We start from the raw sequence: 26,941 nt of genomic DNA, 5'->3' as shown, positions 1-26,941 counted from the left end.
GGCTACAGCGCGCCCTTCGTCGACGGCAGGATTCCCGCGGCGCGCGGGTCGCGCTCGCTCGCGTAACGCAGCGCCCGTGCCAGCGCCTTGAACTGGCACTCCACGATGTGGTGCGCGTTGCGCCCGTACGGCACGTGGACGTGCAGCGCGATCTGCGCCTGCGCGACGAAGGACTCCAGGATGTGGCGGGTCATCGTCGTGTCGTACGTGCCGATCATCGGCGCCATGTTCTCCGGCTCGGTGTGCACCAGGTAGGGCCGGCCGGACAGGTCGACGGTCACCTGGGCCAGCGACTCGTCCAGCGGGACGGTGCAGTTGCCGAAGCGGTAGATGCCCACCTTGTCGCCGAGCGCCTGCTTGAAGGCGGCGCCCAGCGCGAGGGCGGTGTCCTCGATGGTGTGGTGGGTGTCGATGTGCAGGTCGCCCTCGGTCTTCACGTTCAGGTCGAAGAGGCCGTGGCGGCCGAGCTGGTCGAGCATGTGGTCGTAGAAGCCCACACCGGTCGACACCGAGACCTGGCCGGTGCCGTCGAGGTCGATCTCGACGACGACGGACGTCTCCTTGGTGGTGCGCTCCACGCGCCCCAGGCGGGTCATGCGGACTCCTTGGTCGTGCTGTCGTGCGTGATGTCGCCGGCGGCGTCGAACGCCTTGTGGACGGTCGCGGCCGCGTCGAGGAACGCGTCGTTCTCCTCCGGGGTCCCGGCGGAGACCCGCAGCCAGCCCGGCACGCCGTTGTCGCGGACCAGCACTCCGTGGTCGAGGATCGCCTGCCACGCGGTGTGGCTGTCGGCGAACCGGCCGAACTGCACGAAGTTGGAGTCGGAGTCGACCACCTCGTAGCCGGTCGCGCGCAGCGCCTCCACCACCCGGTCCCGTTCCCGCTTGAGCTGGTCGACGTAGCCGAGCAGCGTGTCGGTGTACTCCAGTGCCGCCAGCGCGGTGGCCTGGGTCACGGACGACAGGTGGTAGGGCAGCCGGACGAGCTGGACGGCCTCGACGACCGCGGGGTCGGCGGCCAGGTAGCCGAGCCGCAGCCCGGCCGCGCCGAACGCCTTCGACATGGTGCGGGTCAGCACCATGTTCGGCCGGCCCTCGATGAGCGGCAGCAGCGACGGGCGGTGCGAGAACTCGCCGTACGCCTCGTCGACCACCACCAGGCTGGGCCGGGCCGCCTGGGCGGCGTCGTACAGCGCCGCGACGGTCTCGGCGGCCACCGCGGTACCCGTCGGGTTGTTCGGCGAGCAGACGAAGACCACGTGCGGGCGGCGCTCGGCGATCTCGCGGGTCGCCGCGGCGAGGTCGATGGTGAAGTCGGCGTTGCGCGGCCCGGAGATCCAGCCGGTGCCGGTGCCGCGGGAGATCAGCGCGTGCATGGAGTACGACGGCTCGAAGCCGATCGCGGTCCTGCCCGGGCCGCCGAAGGCCTGCAGCAGCTGCTGGATGACCTCGTTGGAGCCGTTGGCCGCCCACACCTGGTCGGTGCCGACGCCGTGGCCGGTGGTCCGGCTCAGGTACTCGGCGAGCCGGGTGCGCAGCTCGACCGCGTCCCGGTCCGGGTAGCGGTTGAGCCCGCGGGCCGCCTCGGCGACGCGCTCGGCGATCCGCGCGACCAGCGGCTCGGGCAGCGGGTAGGGGTTCTCGTTGGTGTTCAGCCGCACCGGCACGTCGAGCTGGGGGGCGCCGTAGGCGGACTGGCCGCGCAGTTCGTCGCGCAGGGGAAGGTCGTCGACGTGGGTCACTGTCCCCCTCCGAACCGCGCGGCGACGGCCTCGCCGTGGGCGGGCAGGTCCTCGGCGTTGGCGAGGGTCACCACGTGGTCGGCGACGTCCGCGAGCGCGTCGCGGGAGTAGTCCACGACGTGGATGCCGCGCAGGAACGACTGCACCGACAGGCCCGAGGAGTGGCAGGCGCAGCCGCCGGTGGGCAGCACGTGGTTGGAGCCGGCGCAGTAGTCGCCGAGCGAGACCGGGGCGTGCGGGCCGACGAAGATCGCGCCGGCGTTGTGCACGCGGGCGGCGACCGCGGCGGCGTCGCGGGTCTGGATCTCCAGGTGCTCGGCGGCGTAGGCGTCGACCACCTCCAGGCCCTGGTCGAGCGTGTCGACGAGCACGGTCGCCGACTGCCGGCCGGACAGCGCGGTGGTGATCCGCTCCCGGTGCTTGGTGGCGGCCACCCGGGTCGCCAGCTCCCGGTCGACGGCGTCGGCCAGTTCGGGCGAGGTGGTGACCAGCACCGCGGCGGCCAGCGGGTCGTGCTCGGCCTGGCTGATGAGGTCGGACGCCACGAAGCCGGGGTCCGCGGAGTCGTCGGCGAGGACGGCGATCTCCGTCGGACCGGCCTCGGCGTCGATGCCGATGCGGCCCTTGAGCAGGCGCTTGGCGGCGGCCACGTAGATGTTGCCGGGGCCGGTGACCAGGTCGACCGGGCGGCACTCGTCGGTGCCGTAGGCGAACATCGCGACGGCCTGGGCGCCGCCGGTGGCGTACACCTCGTCGACGCCGAGCAGGGCGCACGCGGCCAGGATGGTGGGGTGCGGCAGGCCGCCGAAGTCCCGCTGCGGCGGGGAGGCCACGGCGACGGCGCCGACGCCGGCCTCCTGCGCGGGCACCACGTTCATCACGACCGACGACGGGTAGACGGCGAGGCCGCCGGGCACGTACAGCCCGACCCGCCGGACCGGCACCCAGCGTTCGGTCACGGTGCCGCCGGCGACGACCTGCGTGGTCACGTCGGTGCGGCGCTGCTCGCGGTGGACGATCCGGGCGCGCCGGATGGACTCCTCCAGGGCGGCGCGCACCTGCGGGTCGAGACCGTCCAGCGCCTCGGTCAGGGCCTTGTCGGGCACCCGGAGCCGCTCGACCCGGACGCCGTCGAACTTCTCGCCGTAGCCGATCACCGCAGCGCCGCCGCGATGGCGCACGTCGTCGCAGATGGGCCGCACCGTCTCCAGGGCGGCTTCCACGTCGAACTCGGCACGGGGCAGCAGGTCGCGGTCGATCCCGCCCTCCGGGAAGGCGGCGCCGCGCAGATCGATTCGGGAGATCACGCTGCCAAGTGTAGAGACCCGGGCATGCGGGACGGTTCACGGTTCCACTCCGTGATACGGGCCGTGGACGCCGCGTGGCCGCCACCCGCTAGCGTGGTGCGGCGATCTTCCGGGTCAGCGGCGTACCCGGGCGATGGTGACGAATCTGACATGCGCGGCGCCTTCGGCGCGTCCCGCCGCGCGCGGGGGGCGAACGGCGGTGGGCGGCGGTTGTCCGGCGGCCGGACCGGCGGTGGGCGGCCACGGTAAGGCGACGGCCGGCACCGCGCGGCGGTGGACGGCCACCGTGCGGCGGTGGACCACCGCTTCGACGGCGAGCGGCGGGCTTCGACGGGGAGGGCGAGGATGAGCCAGCAGGAGGAGCACGCACCGCCGGAGAGCTGGACGGCGGTGGAGGCCCGGATGTGGCGGGCGTTCCGCGCCGGCCGCACCTGCGACCTGCGGCCCGGCGGGCGCCCGGCGGAGAGTCCCGGCCCGCTCGGCACGGACGCCGCCGCGTCCGACCCCTGGGGGCCGGAGCGCACGGTGCGCGCCCAGGCGGTCGCCGAGCTGCTGCTCAATCCGCCGCCGCCGCAGCCCGGCCGGGTGGCGGCGCTCAAGCTGGCCGGGGTGCGGATCAGCGGGCGGCTGATGCTGTCCGGCGGCACCATCACGCCGTACGTGCAGCTGGACGACTGCCGCTTCGACGAGCAGCTGATGCTGCAGGAGTGCCGGGCCGGCAGCATGCGTCTGGTGCGCTGTCTGATACCCCGGCTGGAGGCGGCCCGGCTGCAGGTCACCGGCGACCTCCACCTCCCGCAGTGCTTCGTGCCGGGCGGGATACGCCTGACCGACGCGCAGATCGGCACCGACCTGCTGCTCAACCAGCTCACGGTGCTGCGCGACCGGCACAGCCGGGCGATCGCCGCCGACGGACTGTTCGTCGGTCAGGACGTCGACGCCGAACTGCTGGACGTCACGGGCGAGTTGAGCCTGCGCAGCGCCCGTATAGGCGGCCGGCTCAGCCTGCGCGGCGCGCTGCTGCGCAACCCCTACGACCGCTACGCCCTCAACGCCGCCCGGGTGCAGGTCGAGCACACCCTCTACCTGAGCGCCGGCTGGGACGCGATGGCCACCGGCACCACCGGCGACACCCCGCCGCCCAGCGGGGTGCGCACCCGGGACTTCGTGTGCGAGGGCGGACTGCGGCTGGACGACGGCCGGTTCGGCAACGCCGTGGTGATCAGCAGGGCGCAGTTCCGGATGGAGGGCGAGCAGCAGCTCTCACTGCGCCGGATCCAGACCCCGGAACTGCGCTTCACCCCGGGGCGGCCGCCGGCCGGCGGCCTGGTGTCGCTGTCCGGCGCGCGGGTCGGCAAGCTCGCCGACACCCCGGCGAGCTGGCCGGAGGCGGGCCGGCTGTCCCTGCGGGGCTTCCAGTACGACGGGCTGACCCCGCCGGAGGACTTCCCGCTGAAGGCCAGGATCGCCTGGCTGCACGCGGCCACGCCCGAGTTCAGCCCCGAGCCGTACGAGCGGCTCGCGGCGGCGCTGCGGGCGAGCGGCGAGGACGCCGAGGCGCGCGAGGTGCAGCTCGCCCGGCAGCGGCGGCGCCGGGAGTCGCTGCCGCCGGCGGGCCGCGTGTGGGGGTGGCTGCAGGACGTCACGGTGGGGTACGGCTACCGGCCGGGCCGGGCCGCGGTGTGGATGGCGGTGCTGTGGGCGGTGGGCGCGGTGTACTTCGCCCTGCACCATCGTCCGGCCCCGTCGGACAGCGGGTACGTCCCGCACTGGAGCCCGGCGCTGTACGCGCTGGACCTGCTGCTGCCGGTGATCGACCTCGGGCAGGACAACGCCTGGCGGGAAGTGGGGCTCAGCCAGTGGGTGGCGTCGGCGCTGACCCTGCTCGGCTGGATGCTGGCCACCACGGCCGCCGCGGGCGCGTCCCGGCTGCTGCGCCGGGGCTCCTGAGCACCGGCGGCCGGCGCCCCGCGGGGCCTGACCTGGCGGCCTCCCCGCCGGACAGACGGTCCCTCGTGCGCACAGTGGGTGACGAAGGGGGGCACGCTGCCCGTACCCTGGCTCACTGTGACCGATCGCCTTCCGCTGTTCCCGCTCAGTTCGGCGCTGTTCCCGGGGCTGGTGCTGCCGCTGAACGTCTTCGAGGAGCGGTACCGCGCCCTCGTCGGGGATCTGCTGGCCCTGCCGGAGAGCACGCCGCGCCGGTTCGCCGTGGTGGCGATCCGGCACGGCCATGAGGTCTCGCCCACCGGCCAGGACGGACTGGACACCGGTCCCCTGGCGGGGCTGGGCGACGACCCGATGGACGCCCTGTACGGCTACGGCTGCGTCGCCGACGCGGCGGGGATCGCCGAGCAGGAGGGCGGCGGCTACGAGCTGGTCGCGACCGGCATCATGCGGTTCCGGCTGATGTCCGTGGACGCCTCGGGCCCGTATCTGACCGCGGAGATCGAAGAGGTGCCGGACGCTCCCGGCGAGGGCGCGGGCGCCCTGGTCCCCGAGGTCGTCCGGGTTTTCGGCGCCTACCAGAAGCGGCTCGCGGGCGCCCGCGAGCGGTCGCTGGCCGGCCAGGAGTTCCCCGACGACCCGACGGTGCTGTCCTATCTGATCGCGGCCGCGGTGATCGCCGCGACGCCCGAGAAGCAGCGGCTGCTGGAGGCGCCGGACGCGGCCTCCCGGCTCACCTCGGAGCTGCGGCTGCTGCGCCACGAGACCAGCATCATCGACAAGCTGCCGTCGCTCCCGGCGGTGGAGCTCATCCAGCAGCCGGTCTGCGCCAACTGAACGCGACCTGCAGGCGAACCGAACGCGATCTGAAGGGGCCGGTCGAGTCGGCATGGCGAAGAAGTCCCGATCGGGCGGCGGCACCCCGGCCACCGTCGCCCTGGAGAAGGCCGGCGCGGCCTTCACCGTGCACTCCTACGCGCACGACCCCGCCTCGGAGCTGTCCTACGGCCTGGAGGCGGCCGCGGCGATGGGCACGTCGCCCGACCGGGTCTTCAAGACGCTGGTGGCCGAGGTCGACGGCGCGCTGACCGTGGCGGTGGTGCCGGTCTCCGCCACCCTCGATCTGAAGGCCCTCGCGGCCGCTGCGGGCGGCAAAAAGGCGGCCATGGCCGACCCGGCGGCGGCCGAGCGCACCACGGGCTATGTGCTCGGCGGGATCTCCCCGCTCGGCCAGCGCAAGGCGCTGCCCACCGTGATCGACGCGTCCGCGGAGGGCTTCGAGACGGTCTTCGTCTCGGCGGGCCGCCGCGGCCTGGAGGTGGAGCTGGCCCCCGGTCTGCTGACCCGCCTGACCTCCGCGACCAGTGCGCCGATCGCCCGGCGCTGAGGCTCAGCAGGCCGATCCGGCGATCAGTGGGCCACGGGCGGCGGCGGGGGCGGCGGGCCCCAGGGCCCCGCGGCGGGCGGGGGGACGGGCTCGGGGTCGCGCGGCCCGAACGCCGAGGTCAGGCAGAGATGGACCAGCATCGCCGCGGCCGGCCACGCCACCAGGGCGCTCTTGGCCCGCAGCTCCAGCGGCCCGTCGAAGACCTTCTTGGGCCCGACCGCCTTGGCGTGGGCGACGATGTCCGTCGGCGGTCCGAGCCACACGCCGACCCGCCAGCCGATCACCGAGGCCGCCACACCGCCCACGGCGAGCCCGAGGACGACCGCGACGCCCCCGCGCCGGAACCGCCAGAAGACCAGGGCGGCGGTCACCACCCCGAGCACCGCGGCGAGCAGCGCGAACCAGCCGTCGGCGCCGATCGCCTCCTCCCCCTCGGTGTCCTTGAGGTAGACGGCCTGGCCGTCGGACACCATGGGGATGCGCGGCGCCAGCCACAGCCAGAGCAGCCCGAGCACCACACCGCAGACGGCGACCAGCAGCGCGATCAGCACGCCCCGGGCGATCTCGGTCCGCGGGGACTCCTTCTCGGCTCCGGTTCCGCCGGACCCGTCGGCGGGGTACGGCGGGAAGTGCGGGTTCTCGTGGGGAGTCAGGGGTGCGGTCACCTGCCCATCGTGCCAGGTCTGCCTGTCAATCGCGTCATCGTCCGCGTCACCGGCAGGCGGCCCTGCGGTAGGCGCGGGTGGCGAGCGCCAGGGAGAGCACGCCGACGGCGGCGCACACGGACAGGTCGCCGGCGACGGCCGGCCAGTGGGTGGCCCCCGGGCCGCCGAGCGTCCGTGCGAAGGCCTCCACGCCGTACGTGGACGGCAGCACGTCCCGGACCCAGCCGACCGGCGCCGGCATGTGCGAGGGGGGCAGCACGCCGAGCAGCAGCGCCGCGGACATGCCGAGCTGCCCGAGCAGGGTGGCGATCTCCAGCCGTGGCGCGAGCAGGCCCAGCGCGGCGCCGAGGCCCGACAGCGCGGCCCCGGCGAGCGGGATGACCAGGAGCAGCACCCAAAGCCCGGAGACCGTGAGATGGAACAGCACGCATCCGGTGAGCGCGGTCACCAGGGTGCCGGGCACGGTGAACGACGCGTACGCGGCCGCGGTGCCCAGCACCACGGACGCGGGGGGCACCGGCAGCGTCGCGTAGTGGTCCAGGCCGCCAGACGCCCGTAGCTGCCCGAAGTACTGGGCGAGCAGGTTGAGCGCCACGAACGCGACGACCAGCACGCTGGAACCGGCGACGACCGAGCGGGCGGCCTCGCCGTCACCCGCGTGGACCACGCCGCGCATCATGACCATGATCCCGACGGACTGGAAGGTGGCCACGAACAGCAGCGGGATGCGGGCGACCCGGGCCCGGGAGAGCTGGGCGCGGTAGACGGCGGCCAGGGAGGGCCACAGCCCGGCGCGAGGCGCCAGGGGTGCCGCGGCGGCGGCCCGCTCGGGGCTCGTCTGTGTGACGACGCTCATGCCTTCACCAGTCCCGTGCCGCGCCCGCCGAGCGCCAGGTAGACGTCCTCCAGGCTGGGCACGGCCAGGGTGAAGTCGTCGAGGGCGGCGAACGCGGGTCCGCCGGTGATGTCGGCCACCGCGGCCCTGGCCCGGTCCTGGGGCAGCCGCAGGGTCCAGCGGCGGCCGGAGATCTCGGCGAGCGGCTCCAGCACGGCGACCGCGGGCACGGCCAGCGGCGCCTCGTAGCGCCAGACGAGGTCCAGCCGGACCTCGTCGGCCACGAGGGCGCGCAGCGCGGCGGGCGTGTCGCAGGCGATGACGCGTCCGTGGTCCAGGACGGCGACGCGGTCGAGCACCGTCTCCGCCTCGATGACGTTGTGGGTGACCAGCAGCACGGTGGTGCCGTGGGCGGTCCTGCGCCGGTCGACCGCGGCCCACACGGCGCGCCGGGCGACCGGGTCCATGCCGGTGGTGGGCTCGTCGAGGACGAGGACGGAACGTTCGCCCACGAGGGCGGTGGCGAAGCAGGCGAGCCGCCGCTGGCCGCCGGAGAGGCGCTTGAGGGGCCGGCCGGCCAGCGGGGCCAGGTCCAGCTCGTCGAGGACGGCGTCCCGGGCGGCACGGGCAGCGGGCACGTCCAGGCCACGCAGCCGGGCGGTGGTCTCCACCGCGAGCGCCACCGTCAGCTCGTCCAGCGCGGTGGACTCCTGGCCGAGGTAGCCGATCAGCCGGGCGGCCCGGTCGGGGTGGCGCACGAGGTCGTGGCCGAGCAGTTCGATGCTGCCCGCGTCGGGGCGCAGCAGTCCGGTGAGCTGCCGGACCAGGGTGGTCTTGCCGGCGCCGTTGGGGCCGAGGATGCCGAAGAGCTCGCCGCGGTGGACGTCCAGGTCGATGCCGTCGTTGGCCCGGATGGGCGGCGGGGTGTCGCCGGGAGCGCGGCGGCGCAGGGCGGGCAGCCGGGAGCCGCGGCCGGACGGGTACGTCCTGACGAGACCGCGCACGGTGCACACCGCATCGCGGGCGGTGGCGACCGTGGGGGCCGCCGTCTCCTCCGTGCCCGTACTCACGAACATCGAGAGTACGCGTAACGGCCGCCGGTGGGCCAAACGGGGGGCCCGGCACGGCGGCTCCGTCCGGATCGGCCCGGATCGGCCCGGTTCGGCCCCGGGGCGCCTTCCCTGGGCGGGCCGTTCGGGCCTGCGCGGCCGTGGCCGAGGCCGGCGTGCGGCGCTGTACGACGGCGGGCGTACGCGCTGTGCGGCCGGGGGTCGCCTGGCGCCGGGCGGCGGCACCCGGCGGGCGGCGGCCGCAGCTCCGCACCCTGCCGGCGGCGGGCCTCAGTCCTGCGCGGCCGCCGCCGCGGAGCCGCGGATGCCGAACTCGCGCCAGAAGCCCGCGCGGATCGCGTAGCGGTCGTGCTCGTCGATCTGGTCGTCCTTGTGGGCCAGCAGCCCGAAACGGGCGGCGTACCGCAGCAGCTCGCCGTCGATGCGGTGCGGGACCCGCGGGTAGTGGCCGGCGAGTTGCTGGCGCTGCCCGGAGTCGGTGACCCGGGCGATCCAGCGGCGGGCGAAGACCTGGCCCACCTCGTAGGGGTCGCCGCTGACCGCGGTGATGTCGGCCTCGCGGTCGGCCCAGCGCTGCTCGGCGCTGGTGAGCTGGGCCAGGGTCGGCAGTCCGCTGGTGTCGGCCTGGTCGGAGCCGCGGTCGGCCCAGCCCTTCTCGGACGACCAGCGCAGGGTGGCGTTGGGCACGGGGTGCTGGGCGGGGGCGGTGTGGGTCCGGCCGAGGTCGGCCAGGTCCTTGGGGGTGGGCACGCCCCGGGCGTGCTGCGGCGGATGGGGCTCGGAGCCGTTCTTGGCCGGGTGCGGGGCCTCGGGCGGCGCGGGCGCGGTCTCGGGCTGCCGGGGCGGCAGGGCGGACTCGGGCAGCGGCGCGGCGAGGATCGCGGCGATCTCCGGGCCGAACTCCGGCCGCGGCCCGACCGGCGGGCAGAACCCGCTGGTGTCGCGGGCGCGGATGGCCGCGGTGATCCACTCCCGGTCCAGCACGCGGCGCTCGTCGGCCTCGGCGACCAGGTCCTCGGACTGGTTGTAGTCGCCGTCGGCGGCCTGCACGGCCCACAGGTGGACCGCGACGCCGTGCTCCTTGGCGGACATCATGCCGGGCAGCAGATCGCCGTCCCCGGTGACCAGGACCACGTCGGAGCAGGCGCGGTTGCGGGCGAGCTCGGACAGCTCGGCGTGCATAGCAGCGTCGACGCCCTTCTGCGCCCAGCGGCCGTCCGTCCGGGTGAGAGCGCCGAGGCGGACCGTCACCCGGGGCATGACCCGCAGCCGGCGGTGCTCGGGTTGCGGAACCCGGTCGGGCGCTCCGTCGAACCAGTAGATCCGCAGCAGCGGCCGGCCGGTCTCCAATTCGGCGCGTTCGCGCAGGCCAGCGACCACGGCGGCATGATCCACCACGATCGAGGACCGGGAGGGCTCACCCGCCAGCAGGCTGGCCGCTGCACCCAGCAGGTATCCGGCGTCCACCAGGACGACGCAGCGATCCATGTCGCACCTCTTCCGGTCGCCCCCCGGCGAGTTCATCCAGGGCTCTGCCTGAGATTTCCCCCGAGTCTGCCCGAATTCCCGGGCGTTATGGCCGCGAAGCCGATCTTCGGCGTGGCGGTCGTCGTGGTCACGCAGCGCTCTCACCGGTCAACTGCCCGAAATGCGCGCTTTGTACTCACGTGCAAATCTGATGGCGGCCCATCGGCCAACAATCCCCACACTAGGAAGGCACGATCGTGGCTAAGAACAAGAACCAGAACCGTCAGCGCGAGCAGCACGACCAGCGGCCCAACCCGGCCATGGAGGGCCAGGAGCCCACGCACTCCGCGACGATGACCGAGGAGCACGGCATGCCGGCCTCGACGCAGGTCTCGCGCAAGCAGCAGAAGAGGTTCGGCCACAACTGATCGCGCCGCACCCGCACTTCTCACACACGCGGGGGTGCCCCTTCGGGGGCGCCCCCGCGCTCGTGTTCAGCCCGCCTGCTGGCCCGCGCCCAGACAGGCCGGTCCCAGCAGGGCCTTGAGGTCGCCGAACAGCGACGGGTCCGCGGTGACCCGGTGCCGGTCCAGCCGCAGCACCGTGGTGCTGCGGGCGCCCTGGAGCCGCACCCGGACCTCGGTGTTGCCCTTGTGGCTGTCCAGCACCTCACCGAGCCTGGCCACCAGCGGCGGCGTGACCTTGACCGTCGGGATCGACAGCACCACCGGGGCGTTGGCGCCCACGTCCGTCAGGTCGGGCACCATCAGTTCCATCGCGACCAGCCGCGGCACGTCCTCCCGCTTGTCCAGCCGGCCCTTGACGAACACCACGGCGTCCTCGACGAGTTGGGTGGACACCAACTGGTAGGTGGCCGGGAAGAACATGCAGTCCACCGAGCCGGCCAGGTCCTCGACGGTGGCGATCGCCCACGCGTTGCCCTGCTTGGTCATCTTGCGCTGCAGGCCCGAGATGATGCCGCCGATGGTGACGATCGCGCCGTCCGAGTAGTCGCCGGCCAGCGCCGCGATGGAGGCGTCCGTCTTGTCGTTGAGGATGTGCTCGATGCCGAACAGCGGGTGATCGGACACATACAGTCCGAGCATCTCGCGTTCCTGGGCGAGCAGATACGTCTTGTCCCACTCGATGTCGGAGAAGACCACGTCCATGCCGAAGGCCGGGGAGTCGTCGCCCTCGTCGCCCATCCCGCCGAAGAGGTCGAACTGGCCCTCGGCCTCCTTGCGCTTGACCTGCACCACGTTGTCGATCATCGACTCGAAGTGCTCGGTCAGACCGCGCCGGGTGTGCTGCATCTCGTCGAAGGCGCCGGCCTTGATCAGCGACTCGACGGTGCGCTTGTTGCACACCACCACCTCGACCTTGTCGAGGAAGTCCGGGAACGAGCCGTAACGGCCCTTGGACCTACGGCACTTGACGATGGACTCCACCACGTTCGAGCCGACGTTGCGCACGGCGGTGAGGCCGAAGACGATCGTGTCGTCTCCGCTCGGGGTGAAGTTGGCGTTGGACTCGTTGACGTCCGGGGGCAGCACCTTGATGCCCATTCGGCGGCACTCGTTGAGATAGAGCGCCATCTTGTCCTTGTCGTCCTTCACCGAGGTGAGCAGGCCGGCCATGTACTCGGCCGGGTAGTTCGCCTTCAGGTACGCGGTCCAGTACGACACCAGGCCGTAGGCCGCGGAGTGCGCCTTGTTGAAGGCGTAGCCGGCGAACGGGACCAGCACGTCCCACACCGACTGGATGGCCTCGTCGGAGTAGCCGCGTTCCCGCATGCCCGCCTGGAACGGGATGAACTCCTTGTCGAGGACCTCCTTCTTCTTCTTGCCCATCGCCCGGCGCAGCAGGTCGGCCTGGCCGAGCGAGTACCCGGCGAGCACCTGGGCGGCCTTCTGCACCTGCTCCTGGTACACGATGAGGCCGTAGGTGATGTCCAGGACCTCTTTGAGCGGCGCTTCCAGCTCGGGGTGGATCGGGGTGATGTCCTGCTGCTTGTTCTTCCGCAGCGCGTAGTTGATGTGCGAGTTCATGCCCATCGGGCCCGGCCGGTACAGGGCCGAGACGGCGGAGATGTCCTCGAAGTTGTCGGGCTTCATCATGCGCAGCAGGGACCGCATGGGGCCGCCGTCGAACTGGAAGACGCCCAGGGTGTCACCGCGGCTGAGCAGTGCGTAGGTGTTGGGGTCGTCCAGCGGCAGGCTCAGCAGGTCGATGTCGATGCCCTTGTTGGCCTTGATCGACTTGACCGCGTCGTCCATGATCGTCAGGTTGCGCAGGCCCAGGAAGTCCATCTTGAGCAGGCCGAGCGACTCGCAGCTCGGGTAGTCCCACTGCGTGACGACCGCGCCGTCGTTCTTCGGCGAGAAGATCGGCACGTGGTCGATGAGCGACTCGGACGACATGATCACGCCGGCCGCGTGCACGCCCATCTGGCGCACCAGGCCCTCGATGCCCTTGGCCGAGTCGATCACCTTGGTGACGTCCGGCTCGTTCTCGTACATCGCCCGGACCTCGGCGGCCTCGCTGTACCGCGGGTGGTCCTTGTCGGTGATGCCGGAGAGCGGGATGCCCTTGCCGAGCACGTCGGCCGGCATCGCCTTGGTGATCCGGTCGCCCATGGAGAACGGGTAGCCCAGCACGCGGGCCGAGTCCTTGATCGCGGCCTTGGCCTTGATGGTGCCGTAGGTGGCGATCTGCGCGACCTTGTCGGAGCCGTACTTCTCGGTGACGTACCGGATGACCTCGCCGCGCCTGCGCTCGTCGAAGTCGATGTCGACGTCGGGCATGGAGATGCGCTCGGGGTTGAGGAAGCGCTCGAAGATCAGGCCGTGCGGGACCGGGTCGAGGTCGGTGATGCCCATCGCGTAGGCGACGATCGAGCCGGCCGCCGAGCCGCGGCCCGGACCCACCGCGATGCCGTTGTTCTTCGCCCACATGATGAAGTCGGCGACGACGAGGAAGTAGCCGGGGAACCCCATCTGGACGATGGTGTCCATCTCGTACTCGGCGAGCTTCTGCCGGTCCTCGGGGATGCCGCCGGGGAAGCGCCGGGCCATGCCGCGGGCGACCTCCTCGCGGAACCAGGAGACCTCGTCGTAGCCCTCGGGCACGTCGAACTTGGGCATCAGGTTCTTGAACTGGAACATGCCCTCGGTGTCGACCCGGTCGGCGATCAGCAGCTGCGTGTTGCGGCAGCCCTCCTGCCAGGCGTCGGAGGAGTCGATCGCGTACATCTCGGCGGCGGACTTCAGGTAGTAGCCGGAGCCGTCGAACTTGAACCGGTCCGGGTCGGACATGTTGGAGCCGGTCTGGATGCACAGCAGGGTGTCGTGCGCGGAGGCCTCCTCCGCGTACGTGTAGTGCGAGTCGTTGGTGACGACGAACGGCGCCTTGAGCTTCCGGGAGATCTCCATCAGCCCGTCACGGGCCCGGCGGTCGATGTCGATGCCGTGGTCCATGATCTCGACGAAGAAGTTCTCCTTGCCGAAGATGTCCTGGTACTCGGCGGCGGCCTTGATCGCCTCGTCCATCTGCCCCAGCCGGATCCGGGTGGAGACCTCGCCGGACGGGCAGCCGGTGGTGCCCATCAGGCCCTCGGCGTACTCGCTGAGCAGCTCGCGGTCCATCCGGGGCTTGCGGAAGAAGCCCTCGAAGGAGGCGCGGGACTGGGCGCGGAAGAGGTTGTGCAGGCCCGTCTTGTTCCGGGCCCAGATCGTCATGTGGGTGTAGGCGCCGGCACCGGAGATGTCGTCGTTCTTCTGGTGCGGGGCACCCCACTTGACGGGCTTGGCGTACCGCCGGGACTCGGGCGCCAGATACGCCTCGATGCCCATCACGGGGGTGACGCCGGCCGCCTTCGCCTGGTGGAAGAAGTCGTAGGCGCCGTGCAGGTTCCCGTGGTCGGTGATGGCGACGTGGGTCATCTCCATCTCGTTGCACGCCTTGAACATGTCCTTCAGCCTCGCGGCGCCGTCCAGCAGCGAGTACTGGGTGTGGACGTGCAGGTGAGTGAAGGGCTGGTCGGTCACGGGGAGCGACACCTCCGGCAGGCGCGGTCGGATCTGGCGGGCTGATGACGGTGATGGCAACTCTACGACCCGGGTACGACAGCCGGACGCCGACGGGCCACCGGCCGTTACCCGGTCTTTAGGTCACACATACGCCCGCGCATGGCACACTCGGTCGCCATGGAGGAGATACGACCGCGGCTGGGGCTGCTTCGTGCTGCCCTCTTCGCCGCGCTCTGCGTCACCCTCTCCTCCACCTCCCATGTGCTGCTGTCCCACGAGCCGCTGCCGTTGCCGGCGGTGGCCGTCGCGTTCGCGGCCGTTCTCGCCGTGGCCTACCTGGTCGCCGGCCGCCGCGAGTGCGGTTTCCGGCTGATCGCGGCCCTGATGGTGCCGCTCGAACTGGCTGTGGACACCTGGTTCACCTCCGGTCAGCAGCTCTGCTACGGGCCGTCCGGCGGTCCGGTCACCGGCTCCTGGCGCTCCTTCCACAATGCCGTGATCTGCCACGGCGGCGAGGCAGGCACCCGGCTTCCCGGTGTGTCCGGGCCGTCGGCCGCCGCGCAGATGCCGTCGGCGACCCTGCCGTGGCTGCTGCTGGCCGCCCACGTCTCGGTGGGCCTGCTCGCCTCGTGGTGGCTGCGGCGCGGCGAGAAGGCGCTGCAGCGGATGCTGCGGGCCGCCGGCGCCGCGGCCTTCCGCCCGCTGCTGGTCGCGGTGGCCGCCCACCGCGTCCGCCTGCTGCCGCGCCGGGTCCGCCCGGCCGCGGCGCACGTCTCCCCCGGACCGGCCGCCCGGTCCTTGCTGCACGCCGTGGTCCGCCGGGGTCCCCCCGCGCCGCTCGCCGCCTGACCGCACGAGCACGTCCCCCACCACGCGTACCCCGGAGACTGAGTCATGAGCAGCAGGAACAGCAAGGCCAGCAAGGCAGCCGCCCGCGAGCGGCTGCGCGCCCAGCGCGAGAAGGAGGCCAAGCGCGCGAAGGTGCGCCGCCAGGTCTTCGTCGGCGTCGGCATCGTCGCGGTGCTGGCCGTTGCCGGCGGCGTCGCCGTCGCCGTCAACCAGGCCAACAAGCCCAGCTACTGGTCGGCCGCCGCCAAGAAGACGCTCGTCAAGCCGGCCAACACCGACGGCACCGACGGCACGACGCTGATCATCGGCGACAAGAACAACAAGAACACCCTGCACGAGTTCGAGGACATGCGCTGCCCGATCTGCGCGGCCTACGAGCAGGAGTCCGGCGCCGCGGTGCTGCAGGGCGCCAAGGACGGCAAGTACCGCATCCAGTACACGTTCGGCACCTTCCTCGACGCGGGCCAGGGCGGCTCGGGTTCGAAGAAGGCGCTGAGCGCGCTGGGCGCGGCGCTGAACGTCTCGGTGGACGCCTTCGAGCAGTACCACACGCTGCTCTACTCGAAGGCCGTCCACCCGGACGAGAAGAAGGACGACTTCAACAACGCCGACCACCTGATCCAGGTGGCGCAGAAGATCCCCGCGCTGAAGAACAACGCCAAGTTCTCCGACGCGGTGAAGAACGGCACCTTCGACAAGTGGGCGCTGACGATGAGCAAGTCGTTCGACGACAGCGGCGTCAACTCGACCCCGACGGTCAAGATGAACGACAAGGACATCCAGGTCGCGGGCGTGCCCTCGGCCCAGGTGATGTCCTCGATCGAGGCCAACGTCAAGAAGTGACCGACTCCAGGAAGTCGAGCGCGATCGCCCAGGTCCGCGACGAGGCCTCCGCGTCGTAGTCCGGCAGGCCGGGGTCGGTGTAGAGGTGCCCGGCACCGCGGTAGCGGTGCACCTCCACGTCGGCCCCGGCCTTGCGCATCCGCAGGTACCAGGCGTTCAGCCAGTCGTCCGGCTCGAACGGGTCGGGGTCGGCGACGTGCAGCTGGACGGGGATGTCGGTGGCCGCGTCGTCGGCGATGTCCGACGTGCCGTGCAGGAGCAGCAGCCCGCGGGCCCGCTCGTCGCCGAGCGCGAGGTTCTGCGCGATCGACCCGCCGAGCGAGAACCCGGCGTACACCAGGCCCCGGTCGGAGTACGGCGCCGCCGCGGCCACCGCCCGGCGCAGCAGCTCCTCGCGGCCGATCTCGTCCTTGATGCGCATGCCCTCCTCGGCGCCCTCGGCGGTCCGGCCGTCGAAGAGGTCCGGGGTGTGGACCTCGTGACCCGCGTCACGCAGCCGGCCGGCGGCGTCGAGCACGGCGGGCCGCAGCCCGTACATGGAGTGGAACAGGACGATCGTCACAGGGCTGCCCTCTCTGGGGTCGGGTACGCGACCATCGTGCCAGGTGGAACCGACACGACCCGTGAGGGAGAGGTGGCATGGAAAGCGCACTGCGGCCGGTCGTCGTACTGGGGTCCGCGGTCCTGCTGACACTGGCGGTGGGCTATGTGGTCGACCGCTTCCTGCGCTCGGTGGACGCGCGGCACCCGGAGACCCCCCTGTGGGGCCTGCTGCGGCGCTGCCGGCTGCCGCTGCAGGTGGTGCTGTGCACGGCGATGCTGCGGGGCTCCTATCCGGCGGCGCACGTCTCCCACGGCCACCCGACCGCGGTCGGGCAGGGACTCACCCTGGCGCTGATCGCCGCGTCGTCCTGGCTGGTGGTGCGGGTGGCCGCCGCGATCATCGACGCCTCGTACGCCCGCTACGCGGCGACCTCCAGGAGCGTGCCGAAGATACGCCGGCTGCGCACCCAACTGACGCTGATCCAGCGGGTGCTGACCGCGGTCATCGGGGTGATCGCGGTCGCGTCGATGCTGTTCACGTTCCCCGAGATGCGCACGGTGGGCGCGTCGGTGCTGGCCTCGGCGGGCCTCATCGGCATCGTCGCCGGTGTGGCCGCGCAGTCCACGCTGAGCAACCTGTTCGCCGGGCTGCAGATCGCCTTCGGCGACATGGTGCGCATCGGCGACACCGTCGTGGTGGACGGCGAGTGGGGCGAGGTCGAGGAGATCACGCTGACCTATCTGAGCGTGCGCACCTGGGACGAGCGGCGGATCACCATGCCGGTGTCGTACTTCACCAGCAAGCCGTTCGAGAACTGGTCGCGCGGCGACCCGCGGATGACCGGCACGGTCTTCTTCCACCTCGACCACGCGGCGCCGGTGGACCTCATGCGCAAGCGGCTGCTGGAGATCCTGGAGCAGACCACCGAGTGGGACCACCGGGCCTGGGGCCTGGTGGTCATCGACACCACGCCCACCACCATGCAGCTGCGCGCGCTGCTGACCGCCAAGGACTCCAGCGACATCTTCAACCTGCGCTGCATCGTCCGCGAGCAGCTCATCGACTGGCTGCGGGTCGAGCACCCCTACGCGCTGCCGCGGATCGCCACGGCCCCGGCGCCCGGCGTCCTGCACGAGGGCGCGGAGCGCGACGCGGCGCCGATGCCGGACGCCAAGGACCTCGGGCCGGGCCCGGGCGCGCGCTGAGGTCCGGGCGACGGCCTCCGGGGCCGCGCTGCGGGCGCCCCCTCCGGCGGTGAGGCACCGGGTGTCCCCCGGCACCTCAGCCGCGCATCGAGCGCAGGTCGAGCGAGCGCAGCACCCGGTCGACGATCTCCGGGTCGCTGCCGGGCTCGCTGCGGGCGGCCAGCACCTCGTGGCGGGCCGCGGAGAGCATGTCCTCCTGGATGCGGCGCAGCTCCCGCAGGCGCTTGAGCCGGCGGGCGTGGCTCTCCCGGCGTTCGTCGTCCAGGATGTCGGGCGAGATGCGGGCGCCCACCTCGACCGCCCGGTGGTGCAGCATCTCAGACAGGTCCTCGTCGAGCGTCTCGGTGGCCTCGATCTCCTTCAGCCGGGTCCTGGCCGCCTTCATCGCGCGCAGGGCCAGCGCCCGTTCCAGCTCGTGCTCGGACTGCACGTCGGCCCCTACCTCGAGCCGCCGGACCAGCGCGGGCAGGGTCAGTCCCTGCAGGACGAGGGTGGTGAGCACCACCGCGAAGGCGATGAAGAGCAGCTCGTGACGGGCCGGGAACGGCCCGTCGTGGTCGGTGTCGAGCGGGATGGCCAGCGCGAGGGCGACCGACGCCACGCCGCGCATCCCCGCCCACCACATGATGACCGTCTCGCGCCAGGTCATCGGGATGTCCTCGTCCATGTCCCGGACCCGGTGCAGCCTCCTGGCCAGCCACGCGGCGGGCAGCAGGTAGAGCAGCCGGACGACCACGACGACCGCGACCACCACCGCGGCGTGCCGCAGCATCGGCCCCCAGTTGCCCCCGCCGACGCTGAACACCTGGTGCAGTTCGAGGCCGATCAGCCCGAAGGCGACCCCGGTCACCAGGGTGTCGACGATCTCCCAGAAGGTGTTGCCGGCCAGCCGGGCCGTCACGTCGTCCGCGGCGTAGGCGTACTCCGACAGGAACAGCGCGGTGGTGAGCACGGCCAGCACGCCCGAGCCGTGGAACTCCTCGGCGAGCGCGTACGACGCGAACGGCACCAGCAGCGACAGGCCGACCTGCAGCGTGGGGTCCTCGACCACACCCATCAGCTTGTTGGCGCCCCAGCCGAGCACCAGGCCGACGCCGACGGCGACGACCGCGGACAGCAGCAGCTCCAGTGCCGCGTGCCCCACGGAGAACTCGCCGGACACCGCCGCGGCCACCGCCACGTGGTAGAGCACGATGGCCGTGACGTCGTTGAACAGCCCCTCGCCCTCCAGGGTGGAGATCATGCGGCGGGGCAGGCCGAGCGATCCGGCGACCGCGGTCGCGGCCACCGGGTCGGGTGGCGCGACCAGGGCGCCCAGGGTGAAGGCCGCGGCCAGCGTGATGCCCGGCACGACCGCGTCGGCGACCGCCGCCACCGCGGCCATGCTGACGAAGACCAGCCCCACCGCGAGCAGGAAGATGGCCCGCCGGTTGGCCGCGAACTGCCGCCAGGAGGTGCGCTGGGCGGCCGCGTAGAGCAGGGGCGGCAGCAGCAGCGGGAGGATCAGCGACGGGTCGATCCGCACGTTCGGCACCTGCGGGATCAGGGCCAGCACCCCGCCGCACAGGGTCATCAGGACCGGTGACGGCAGCCCGACCCGGTCCCCCACCGGCACCATGATGATGGCCAGGAGGGCGAGCGAGAAGAAGAGGGCGAGCTGATCCACGCCGTCAGATTGTCACGAATGCCCGCTTCATGGCCCGATGTGCGATGCCCGCGTCCTGGAACTCGGGGCCGTACGCGGTATATCCGAGCTTCTCGTAGAACGGGATCGCGTGCACCTGAGCCTCCAGGTACACCCCGCGCAGCCCGAGCCGCCGCGCCTCGTCCTCCAGGGCCCGCACCAGCCGGGCGCCGTGACCGGCGCCGCGGGCGGACCTGAGCACCGCGAGGCGGCCGAGGACCGCCAGCTCCGGGTCGCCGCCGTTCTTCCCGGCCGCGTCCTCGCCGAGCAGCAGCCGGCCGGTCCCCACGCCTTCGGCGAGCACGTGGACGGCCCGGTCGTCCTTGCCGTCCCACTCCACCTCGGGCGGGACGTCCTGCTCGACGACGAAGACCTCGTGGCGGATCGCGTGCACCGCCGACATGCTCTGGGCGTCGCCGGCGGCGACGACCCGCACCGCCGCGCGCACCTGTTCACCGGAACCGACGGCGGTCACTGGCTGTCCGCCCGGACGGTGTCCAGCGCGTGCTGCAGGTCCGCCGGGTAACGGCTCTCGAACTCCACCCACGAGCCGTCCGCGGGGTGCTCGAAGCCCAGCCGCACCGCGTGCAGCCACTGCCGGGTCAGGCCCAGCCGCTTGGCCAGCGTCGGGTCGGCGCCGTAGGTGATGTCGCCGGCGCAGGGATGGCGGTGGGCGGCCATGTGCACCCGGATCTGGTGGGTGCGGCCGGTCTCCAGCTTGATGTCCAGCAGGCTGGCCGAGCGGAACGCCTCGACGAGGTCGTAGTGCGTCACCGACGGCTTGCCGTCCGCGACGACCGCCCACTTGTAGTCGTGGTGGGGGTGGCGCCCGATCGGCGCGTCGATGGTGCCGCTCAGCGGGTCGGGATGGCCCTGGACCAGCGCGTGGTAGCGCTTGTCGACGACCCGGTCGCGGAACTGCGCCTTGAGCAGGCTGTAGGCCCGCTCGGACTTGGCCACCACCATCAGGCCGGAGGTGCCGACGTCCAGCCGGTGCACGATGCCCTGGCGTTCGGCGGCGCCCGAGGTGGAGATCCGGTACCCGGCCGCGGCCAGGCCGCCGATCACGGTGGTGCCGGTCCAGCCCGGGCTCGGGTGGGCGGCCACGCCGACCGGCTTGACGATCACCACGACGTCGTCGTCGTCATGGACGATCTCCATGCCCTCGACGGGCTCGGCGACGATCTCCACCGGCGCGGCCGGCGCCGGCATCTCGACCTCCAGCCAGGCCCCGCCGCGGACGCGCTCCGACTTGCCCGCCGCCGTCCCGTCCAGCGAGACCTTGCCGGACGCGGCCAGCTCGGCCGCCTTGGTGCGCGAGAAACCGAACATACGGGCGATGGCGGCGTCGACGCGCTCGCCTTCGAGGCCCTCGGGCACCGGCAGGGAACGGACTTCGGGAAGCGTACTCACCTGATCGAGTATGCCGGACGGGACGGACCGCTCAGTCCTCGTGCCGGGAACCGTCCGGGTTCACACCCCGGAAGGACAGCAGGACGATCAGGGCGCCGCCGCAGCAGATCGCCGAGTCGGCCAGGTTGAAGATCGCGAAGTGCTCGGGCGAGATGAAGTCCACCACCGCGCCCTGGAAGCCGCCGGGAGCGCGGAACACCCGGTCGGTGAGGTTGCCGAAGGCGCCGCCGAGCAGGAGGCCGAGGGCGATCGCCCAGGGGGTGCTGTAGAGCCGGCGGGACAGCCGCACGATCACCGCGATGACGCCGACGGCGATCAGCGTGAACACGATGGTCATGCCCTGGCCCATGCCGAAGGCGGCGCCGGCGTTCCGGGTGGCGTCGAGCCGCAGGAAGTGGCCGAGGACGTTCACCGGGTCGTGGTGCTCCAGGCTGTGCACCACCCACAGCTTCGACAGCAGGTCGAGCAGGTACGCGAGGGCGGCGACGCCTATGAGCACCGGCACGCGGCGCCGGCGGGCCGGGGAGGGGTCCACGGCGGACGCGCCGGACGCCGCATCCCGCGCGGGGGCGTCCGGTCCCTCTTCCGGGGTGTCCGGTGTGGCGATGGTGCGGTCCGCTTCCGTCACGTGAGTCCCTCAGCCTTGTGCTCCGTGCCCGCCAGGCCGAAATCCTGACTGATGACGAGGGTACGGCACGGGCACGCGCGAGGTCCCCCGGCGGCGTCCCCGCGCCCACCGTGGACGGCGCGCGCGGGGGGACGGCCGGGAACGGGGCCCGGGGGACGCCGTGGGGGCCGTGGGGCCCGGTCTCGCGGGCGGTCAGCGGCGCTCCTGCCGCTGCTTGTCGTCCAGGCACAGGGTGGCCCGCGGGAACGCCTGCATCCTGGCCTTCCCGATGGGGTTGCCGCACATCTCGCAGAGCCCGTACGTGCCCTCGTCGAGGCGCTGCAGGGCGTGCGTGGCCTGGGTGAGGGTCTCGCGCGTGTTCGCCGCCAGGGCCAGCTCGTACTCGCGCGTGATGTTCTTGGTGCCGGTGTCGGCGTCGTCCCCCGCGCCGTCGCCGCCGTCCCGCATCAGGCCCGCCACGGCCGCCTCGGACGACTCGATCTCGGCCTGCAGCCGCTCGACCTCGCCGAGCAGTTCGGCGCGGGCCTCCTCGACCTCCTCCGCCGTCCAGGGGTCCTCCCCGGGGAGGACGGCCAGTGTGCCGGGCTCGGCCGCGGTTCGGGCGGCGGGGACCGGGGACCCTGCTGTCGCGGCCGTCTGGGCCACGGTCTTCTTCGCTGCCACCTTGCGGGCTCCTGTCTTCCCGGCGGCCGTCTTCCCGGTCGCCTTCTTCGTGGCCGCCGCCTTCTTGGCGGCGGTCTGCTCGGCGGTGCTCCTGCCCGCCGCCGCCTTCCCGGCCGGGGCCTTCGTGGCCGCCGCCTTCCTGGCGGGGGCCTTCTTCGCCGCCGCGTCCTTGGCCGGAGCCTTCTTCGCGGTGGCCTTCTTGGTGCCGGCCTTCTCGGCGCCGGCCTTCTTGGCGGCGGTCTTCTTGGCCGCCGCCTCCTTGGCCGGGGCCTTCTTGGCCGGGCCCTTCTTGGCCGGGGCCTTCCCCGCCGCCGCCTTCGTGGCCGTGGCCTTGCCGGCGGGCGCCTTCTTCGCGGCCGCCTTCGTCGCCGTGGCCTTGCCGGCGGCGGTGCTCTTGGCCGCGGACTTCGCGGCCGTGGCCTTCTTCGCCGCAGCCTTCGTCGCCGCAGCCTTCTTGGCCGGGCTCTTCCCGGCGGCGGATGTACCGGCCGCCGCCTTGGTCCCCGCCTTTCCGGCCGTGGCCTTCCTGGCCGCGCTCTTCTTGGCCGCGCTCTTCTTGGCCGCGCTCTTCTTGGCCGCGGCCTTCTGGGCCGTGGCCTTCTTCGCGGTCTTCGCGGTCTTCCGGCCGGCGGACTTCCCGGCCGCGGTCGTGGCTGCGCCCGTCAAGGCCGTCCTCCTCGCCGCCGGTTTCGTGCGGCTCTGCTCACGACCATGGCCGCGACCCCTTCACATCCGTGATCTTGTGCGCGAATCGTGCCGGAAACGGTAAAACGGGCGTCGATCCGCGGCAACGGGGCGCGCTGCCCGGTCGACCCGTACCCCCCTGCGGGACACCGGTCTGCATCCGTTGTGCCCAGCTCACGGCCAGGTATTCCGGGCCGCCGGGCGCAATGACGGCGAACCGGCCGGACGCCCGCCATTCGGGTCAGACCACCGGCGCGGCGCCCCGGAGGTAATCCGTGCGGCCGTGGGGCGCGCCTCCCCGTACACTGGCCCCAGCGAAAGGCGTGGATGGGACGAGTAACGCCGCACGCAGCCATGAGCGACCCGGGGACGGTGGAAGCCCGGGGGTGTGCGCGACGCGAAGATCACCCCGGAGCCGCCGGAAGAACACCGCGCGCATCTGCCGCGGGCAGTAGACCCGGCCTCGCGACCCCAATGAGGGGGCGGCGGGACCCGACAGGGTGCCGTACCGCCAAGGAGGGTGGTACCGCGGGAGCGATCGTCGTCGGCTCTCGTCCCTCCGACGGAAGTCCGCCACGAGCGACGAGTGTCCGCCGGAGGAAGAGACCCAGATGAGCCCGCAGCACGAGCCGTCCCAGCCGCAGTACCGCCAGGTGCCCGCCCAGGTGGACCTGCCCGCCCTCGAGCACGAGGTGCTCTCCCTGTGGAGCGAGCGCAAGACCTTCGCCCGCTCGCTGGACCAGACCGCCGGCCGTCCCGACTGGGTGTTCTACGAGGGCCCGCCGACCGCCAACGGCATGCCGGGCGCCCACCACATCGAGGCGCGCGTCTTCAAGGACGTCTTCCCGCGGTTCAAGACCATGCAGGGCTACCACGTCACGCGGAAGGCGGGCTGGGACTGCCACGGCCTGCCGGTCGAGCTGGCCGTTGAGAAGGAGCTGGGCTTCACCGGCAAGCAGGACATCGAGGCGTACGGCATCGCGGAGTTCAACGCCAAGTGTCGTGAGTCGGTCACCCGGCACACCGACGCGTTCGCCGAACTGACCACGCGCATGGGCTACTGGGTCGACCTGGACGACGCCTACCGCACGATGGACCCCGAGTACGTGGAGTCCGTGTGGTGGTCGCTCAAGCAGATCTTCGACAAGGGTCTGCTGGTCCAGGACTACCGCGTCGCCCCCTGGTGTCCCAAGGACCAGACCGGCCTGTCCGACCACGAACTGGCGCAGGGCTACGAGACGGTCGTCGACCCGTCGGTCTACGTCCGCTTCCCGCTGACCTCCGGGCCGCTGGCCGGGCAGGCCTCGCTGCTGGTCTGGACGACCACGCCCTGGACTCTGGTGTCCAACACCGCGGTCGCCGCGCACCCCGACGTGACGTACGTGGTGGCCACCGACGGCACCGAGCAGCTCGTCGTCGCCGAGCCGCTGCTCGGCAAGGCGCTGGGCGTGGGGGCGCCTCCCGGGCCGCTGGGCCCAGGGAGCGGCTGGGAGCCGACCGGGCAGACCTTCACCGGGCGCGAGATGGAACGCTGGTCCTACGAGCGGCCGTTCACCCTGGTGGACATCCCCGACGCGCACTACGTCGTCAACGCCGAGTACGTGACGACCGAGGACGGCACCGGTCTGGTGCACCAGTCCCCGGCGTTCGGCGAGGACGACCTCAAGACCTGCGCCGGGTACGGGCTGCCGGTGGTCAACCCGGTGCGCCCGGACGGCACCTTCGAGCCGGACGTGCCGCTGGTCGGCGGCGTGTTCTTCAAGAAGGCCGACGAGCTGCTGGTCGCCGAACTCCAGTCGACCGGACGGCTGTTCCGGCACCTGCCGTACGAGCACAGCTACCCGCACTGCTGGCGCTGCCACACCGCGCTGCTCTACTACGCCCAGCCGTCCTGGTACATCCGCACCACCGCGGTCAAGGACGCGCTGCTGCGCGAGAACGAGCGGACCAACTGGTACCCCGAGTCGGTCAAGCACGGCCGCTACGGCGACTGGCTGAACAACAACGTCGACTGGGCGCTGTCCCGCAACCGTTACTGGGGCACCCCGCTGCCGATCTGGCGCTGCTCCGAGGGCCATCTCACCTGCGTGGGCTCGCTCGCCGAGCTGAGCACCCTGACCGGCACCGACCAGTCGGGCCTCGATCCGCACCGCCCGTACATCGACGAGGTCACCTTCGCGTGCCCGGAGTGCACGCTGACCGCGACCCGGGTGCCCGAGGTCATCGACGCCTGGTACGACTCGGGTTCCATGCCGTTCGCGCAGTGGGGCTACCCGTACCGCAACAAGGAGATCTTCGAGCGGACCTACCCGGCGCAGTTCATCTCCGAGGCGATCGACCAGACCCGCGGCTGGTTCTACACGCTGATGGCGGTCGGCACGCTGGTGTTCGACAAGTCGGCGTACGAGAACGTGGTGTGCCTGGGCCACATCCTGGCCGAGGACGGCCGCAAGATGTCCAAGCACCTCGGCAACATCCTGCAGCCCATCCCGCTCATGGACCAGCACGGCGCCGACGCGGTGCGGTGGTTCATGGCCGCCGGCGGTTCGCCGTGGGCCGCCCGCCGGGTCGGCCACGGCACGATCCAGGAGGTCGTCCGCAAGACGCTCCTCACCTACTGGAACACCGTGGCGTTCCAGGCGCTGTACGCCCGCACCTCCGGCTGGGCGCCCTCGGCGGCGGACCCGGCCGTGGCGGACCGCCCGCTGCTGGACCGCTGGCTGGTCGGCGAGCTCAACGTGCTGGTGCGCGACGTCACCGAGGCGCTGGAGTCCTACGACACCCAGCGCGCCGGAAAGCTGCTGTCGGGCTTCGTCGACGACCTGTCCAACTGGTACGTGCGCCGGTCGCGGCGACGGTTCTGGCAGGGCGACGCGGCCGCGCTGCGCACGCTGCACGACGTGATCGAGACGGTGACCCGGCTGATGGCGCCGCTTGTGCCGTTCATCACCGAGCGGGTGTGGCAGGACCTGGTCGTCGCGGCGGTGCCGGACGCGCCGGACTCGGTGCACCTGGCGTCCTGGCCGCAGGTGGCCGGGGAGTGGATCGACCCGGCGCTGTCCGAGCGGATGCAGCTGGTGCGCCGGCTGGTCGAGCTCGGCCGGGCCACCCGGGCCGAGTCGGGCGTCAAGACCCGGCAGCCGCTGTCGCGGGCGCTGGTCGCGGCCGCGGGCTTCGAGAACCTCTCGGACGAGCTGCGCCGGCAGATCGCGGACGAGCTCAACGTCTCGGTGCTGGCGTCGCTCTCCGAGGTCGGCGGCTCACTCGTCGACACCAGCGCCAAGGCCAACTTCCGGGCGCTGGGCAAGCGGTTCGGCAAGGGCGTCCAGGCGGTCGCGGCCGCGGTGGCCGCCGCGGACGCGGCCCGGCTGTCGGCGGACCTGCGGGAGCACGGGACGGCGACGGTCCTCGTGGACGGCGAGGACGTGGTCCTCTCCGCCGAGGAGGTCATCGTCACCGAGACCCCGCGTGAGGGCTGGTCGGTGGCGTCCGACGCGGGTGCGACGGTCGCGCTGGACCTGGAGGTCACACCTGAGCTGCGGCTGGCCGGTCTCGCCCGGGACGTCATCCGGCTCGTCCAGGAGGCCCGGAAGAACTCCGGTCTGGAGGTGACGGATCGCATCGACGTGCGGTACGCCGCCGGTGAGGGCGAGTTGACGACCGCGCTGGCCGAGCACGCCGGGCTGATCTCCGAGGAGGTCCTGGCGGACAGCTTCGAGGCCGGCTCCGGCGGCGAGGGCTTCGGCGCCCCCTTCACCGACGAGGCCCTCGGCCTCACGTTCCACCTCCGCAAGTCCGCCTGACCGCTGAGGCAACGCAGTGGGGCGCCCCCCGGGATGGGGGGCCGCCCCACTGCGTTGCGCCGGCGCGCACGGCCCACACGGCGTTGTACCGGTGCGCACAGCGCACACGGCGTTGTACCGGTGCGCACAGCGCACAAAAGGGCCAGGCCTCCTGGGGAAACGGTTCCCCGGAGGCCCG

The 26,941-nt window shown here is 72.4% G+C and carries 22 protein-coding genes; 8 read left to right on the top strand and 14 right to left on the bottom strand.

What is annotated here, in order from left to right:
* Positions 1 to 2 precede the first annotated feature (2 nt).
* The 3 genes from hisB to hisD are packed head-to-tail and all read right to left on the bottom strand — an operon-like array spanning position 3 to position 3,048.
* A complete protein-coding gene (gene hisB / locus K7862_RS02995) occupies positions 3 to 596 on the bottom strand; it encodes an imidazoleglycerol-phosphate dehydratase HisB (RefSeq protein WP_222960195.1) in 594 nt (197 codons plus the stop codon).
* Positions 593 to 1,741 (bottom strand): histidinol-phosphate transaminase, encoded by a 1,149-nt coding sequence (locus K7862_RS02990; protein WP_222960193.1) that lies wholly within the window; start codon positions 1,739 to 1,741, stop codon positions 593 to 595. Before K7862_RS02990 ends, hisB begins: the two co-directional genes overlap by 4 nt.
* Positions 1,738 to 3,048, bottom strand: a complete 1,311-nt coding sequence (gene hisD / locus K7862_RS02985; RefSeq protein WP_222960191.1) for a histidinol dehydrogenase — start codon at positions 3,046 to 3,048, stop codon at positions 1,738 to 1,740. The genes K7862_RS02990 and hisD overlap by 4 nt, the downstream gene beginning before the upstream one ends.
* A gap of 345 nt (positions 3,049 to 3,393) precedes the next feature.
* Between hisD and K7862_RS02980 the strand changes: the two genes are divergently transcribed.
* The 3 genes from K7862_RS02980 (at position 3,394) to ybaK (ending at position 6,382) form a co-directional block, all read left to right on the top strand.
* Positions 3,394 to 4,998, top strand: coding sequence for an oxidoreductase (locus tag K7862_RS02980; RefSeq protein ID WP_222960188.1), 1,605 nt, complete (start codon positions 3,394 to 3,396; stop codon positions 4,996 to 4,998).
* A 117-nt stretch (positions 4,999 to 5,115) separates the two neighbouring features.
* A complete protein-coding gene (locus tag K7862_RS02975) occupies positions 5,116 to 5,832 on the top strand; it encodes an LON peptidase substrate-binding domain-containing protein (protein WP_222960186.1) in 717 nt (238 codons plus the stop codon).
* Positions 5,833 to 5,884: 52 nt separating this feature from the next.
* Positions 5,885 to 6,382 (top strand): Cys-tRNA(Pro) deacylase, encoded by a 498-nt coding sequence (gene ybaK, locus K7862_RS02970; protein ID WP_222960184.1) that lies wholly within the window; start codon positions 5,885 to 5,887, stop codon positions 6,380 to 6,382.
* Positions 6,383 to 6,405: 23 nt separating this feature from the next.
* Here the strand turns inward: ybaK and K7862_RS02965 are convergent, their stop codons facing one another.
* The 4 genes from K7862_RS02965 to K7862_RS02950 form a co-directional block, all read right to left on the bottom strand.
* Positions 6,406 to 7,047: an ABC transporter permease gene (locus K7862_RS02965; protein ID WP_308011815.1), complete on the bottom strand. Its 642-nt coding sequence runs from the start codon at positions 7,045 to 7,047 to the stop codon at positions 6,406 to 6,408.
* Between the two features lie 46 nt (positions 7,048 to 7,093).
* Positions 7,094 to 7,903 carry an ABC transporter permease gene (locus K7862_RS02960; RefSeq protein ID WP_222960182.1) on the bottom strand — a complete coding sequence of 270 codons (810 nt, stop codon included), beginning with the start codon at positions 7,901 to 7,903 and terminating at the stop codon, positions 7,094 to 7,096.
* The gene (locus K7862_RS02955; protein ID WP_372461486.1) at positions 7,900 to 8,952 is read right to left on the bottom strand and encodes an ABC transporter ATP-binding protein; all 1,053 of its coding nucleotides are present in this window, start codon (positions 8,950 to 8,952) and stop codon (positions 7,900 to 7,902) included. Before K7862_RS02955 ends, K7862_RS02960 begins: the two co-directional genes overlap by 4 nt.
* Before the next feature lie 270 nt (positions 8,953 to 9,222).
* A complete protein-coding gene (locus K7862_RS02950) occupies positions 9,223 to 10,440 on the bottom strand; it encodes an NYN domain-containing protein (protein ID WP_222960177.1) in 1,218 nt (405 codons plus the stop codon).
* Between the two features lie 236 nt (positions 10,441 to 10,676).
* Here K7862_RS02950 and K7862_RS02945 point away from each other — a divergent pair, with 236 nt between their 5' ends.
* A complete protein-coding gene (locus K7862_RS02945; RefSeq protein ID WP_222960175.1) occupies positions 10,677 to 10,847 on the top strand; it encodes a hypothetical protein in 171 nt (56 codons plus the stop codon).
* 66 nt (positions 10,848 to 10,913) lie between these two features.
* Here K7862_RS02945 and dnaE read toward each other — a convergent pair whose 3' ends face one another.
* Positions 10,914 to 14,465 (bottom strand): DNA polymerase III subunit alpha, encoded by a 3,552-nt coding sequence (gene dnaE, locus K7862_RS02940; protein ID WP_222960173.1) that lies wholly within the window; start codon positions 14,463 to 14,465, stop codon positions 10,914 to 10,916.
* 159 nt (positions 14,466 to 14,624) lie between these two features.
* Here dnaE and K7862_RS02935 point away from each other — a divergent pair, with 159 nt between their 5' ends.
* Together K7862_RS02935 and K7862_RS02930 are read left to right on the top strand one after the other, a co-directional pair.
* A complete protein-coding gene (locus tag K7862_RS02935; RefSeq protein WP_222960171.1) occupies positions 14,625 to 15,296 on the top strand; it encodes a hypothetical protein in 672 nt (223 codons plus the stop codon).
* Positions 15,297 to 15,341: 45 nt separating this feature from the next.
* Positions 15,342 to 16,139 (top strand): thioredoxin domain-containing protein, encoded by a 798-nt coding sequence (locus tag K7862_RS02930; protein ID WP_222960168.1) that lies wholly within the window; start codon positions 15,342 to 15,344, stop codon positions 16,137 to 16,139.
* On the opposite strand, the gene K7862_RS02925 is transcribed toward K7862_RS02930, so the two are convergent.
* Positions 16,129 to 16,701 carry a dienelactone hydrolase family protein gene (locus K7862_RS02925; protein ID WP_222960165.1) on the bottom strand — a complete coding sequence of 191 codons (573 nt, stop codon included), beginning with the start codon at positions 16,699 to 16,701 and terminating at the stop codon, positions 16,129 to 16,131. The two genes, K7862_RS02930 and K7862_RS02925, sit on opposite strands and share 11 nt — an antisense overlap.
* 77 nt (positions 16,702 to 16,778) lie before the next feature.
* On the opposite strand from K7862_RS02925, the gene K7862_RS02920 reads away from it, so the two are divergent.
* Positions 16,779 to 17,888 carry a mechanosensitive ion channel family protein gene (locus K7862_RS02920; RefSeq protein ID WP_222960163.1) on the top strand — a complete coding sequence of 370 codons (1,110 nt, stop codon included), beginning with the start codon at positions 16,779 to 16,781 and terminating at the stop codon, positions 17,886 to 17,888.
* 76 nt (positions 17,889 to 17,964) lie between these two features.
* Here the strand turns inward: K7862_RS02920 and K7862_RS02915 are convergent, their stop codons facing one another.
* The 5 genes from K7862_RS02915 to K7862_RS02895 all read right to left on the bottom strand — a co-directional run bounded on the left by K7862_RS02915 (position 17,965) and on the right by K7862_RS02895 (position 22,942).
* Positions 17,965 to 19,554 carry a Na+/H+ antiporter gene (locus K7862_RS02915; RefSeq protein WP_222960161.1) on the bottom strand — a complete coding sequence of 530 codons (1,590 nt, stop codon included), beginning with the start codon at positions 19,552 to 19,554 and terminating at the stop codon, positions 17,965 to 17,967.
* A 4-nt stretch (positions 19,555 to 19,558) separates the two neighbouring features.
* Positions 19,559 to 19,975: a GNAT family N-acetyltransferase gene (locus K7862_RS02910; RefSeq protein ID WP_222960394.1), complete on the bottom strand. Its 417-nt coding sequence runs from the start codon at positions 19,973 to 19,975 to the stop codon at positions 19,559 to 19,561.
* A 68-nt stretch (positions 19,976 to 20,043) separates the two neighbouring features.
* Positions 20,044 to 20,985, bottom strand: a complete 942-nt coding sequence (locus K7862_RS02905; RefSeq protein ID WP_222960158.1) for an RluA family pseudouridine synthase — start codon at positions 20,983 to 20,985, stop codon at positions 20,044 to 20,046.
* A gap of 31 nt (positions 20,986 to 21,016) precedes the next feature.
* A complete protein-coding gene (lspA, locus tag K7862_RS02900; protein ID WP_222960156.1) occupies positions 21,017 to 21,613 on the bottom strand; it encodes a signal peptidase II in 597 nt (198 codons plus the stop codon).
* Positions 21,614 to 21,805: 192 nt separating this feature from the next.
* On the bottom strand, positions 21,806 to 22,942 hold the full coding sequence (locus tag K7862_RS02895) for a TraR/DksA family transcriptional regulator (protein ID WP_222960154.1): 1,137 nt from the start codon (positions 22,940 to 22,942) through the stop codon (positions 21,806 to 21,808).
* 629 nt (positions 22,943 to 23,571) lie between these two features.
* Here K7862_RS02895 and ileS point away from each other — a divergent pair.
* The gene (gene ileS, locus K7862_RS02890) at positions 23,572 to 26,763 is read left to right on the top strand and encodes an isoleucine--tRNA ligase (protein WP_222960152.1); all 3,192 of its coding nucleotides are present in this window, start codon (positions 23,572 to 23,574) and stop codon (positions 26,761 to 26,763) included.
* Positions 26,764 to 26,941: the final 178 nt, after the last annotated feature.

Source organism: Actinacidiphila acidipaludis, from assembly GCF_019890725.1.
GTDB lineage: Bacteria > Actinomycetota > Actinomycetes > Streptomycetales > Streptomycetaceae > Actinacidiphila > Actinacidiphila acidipaludis.
This window is presented reverse-complemented; position numbering and strand designations above follow the sequence as displayed.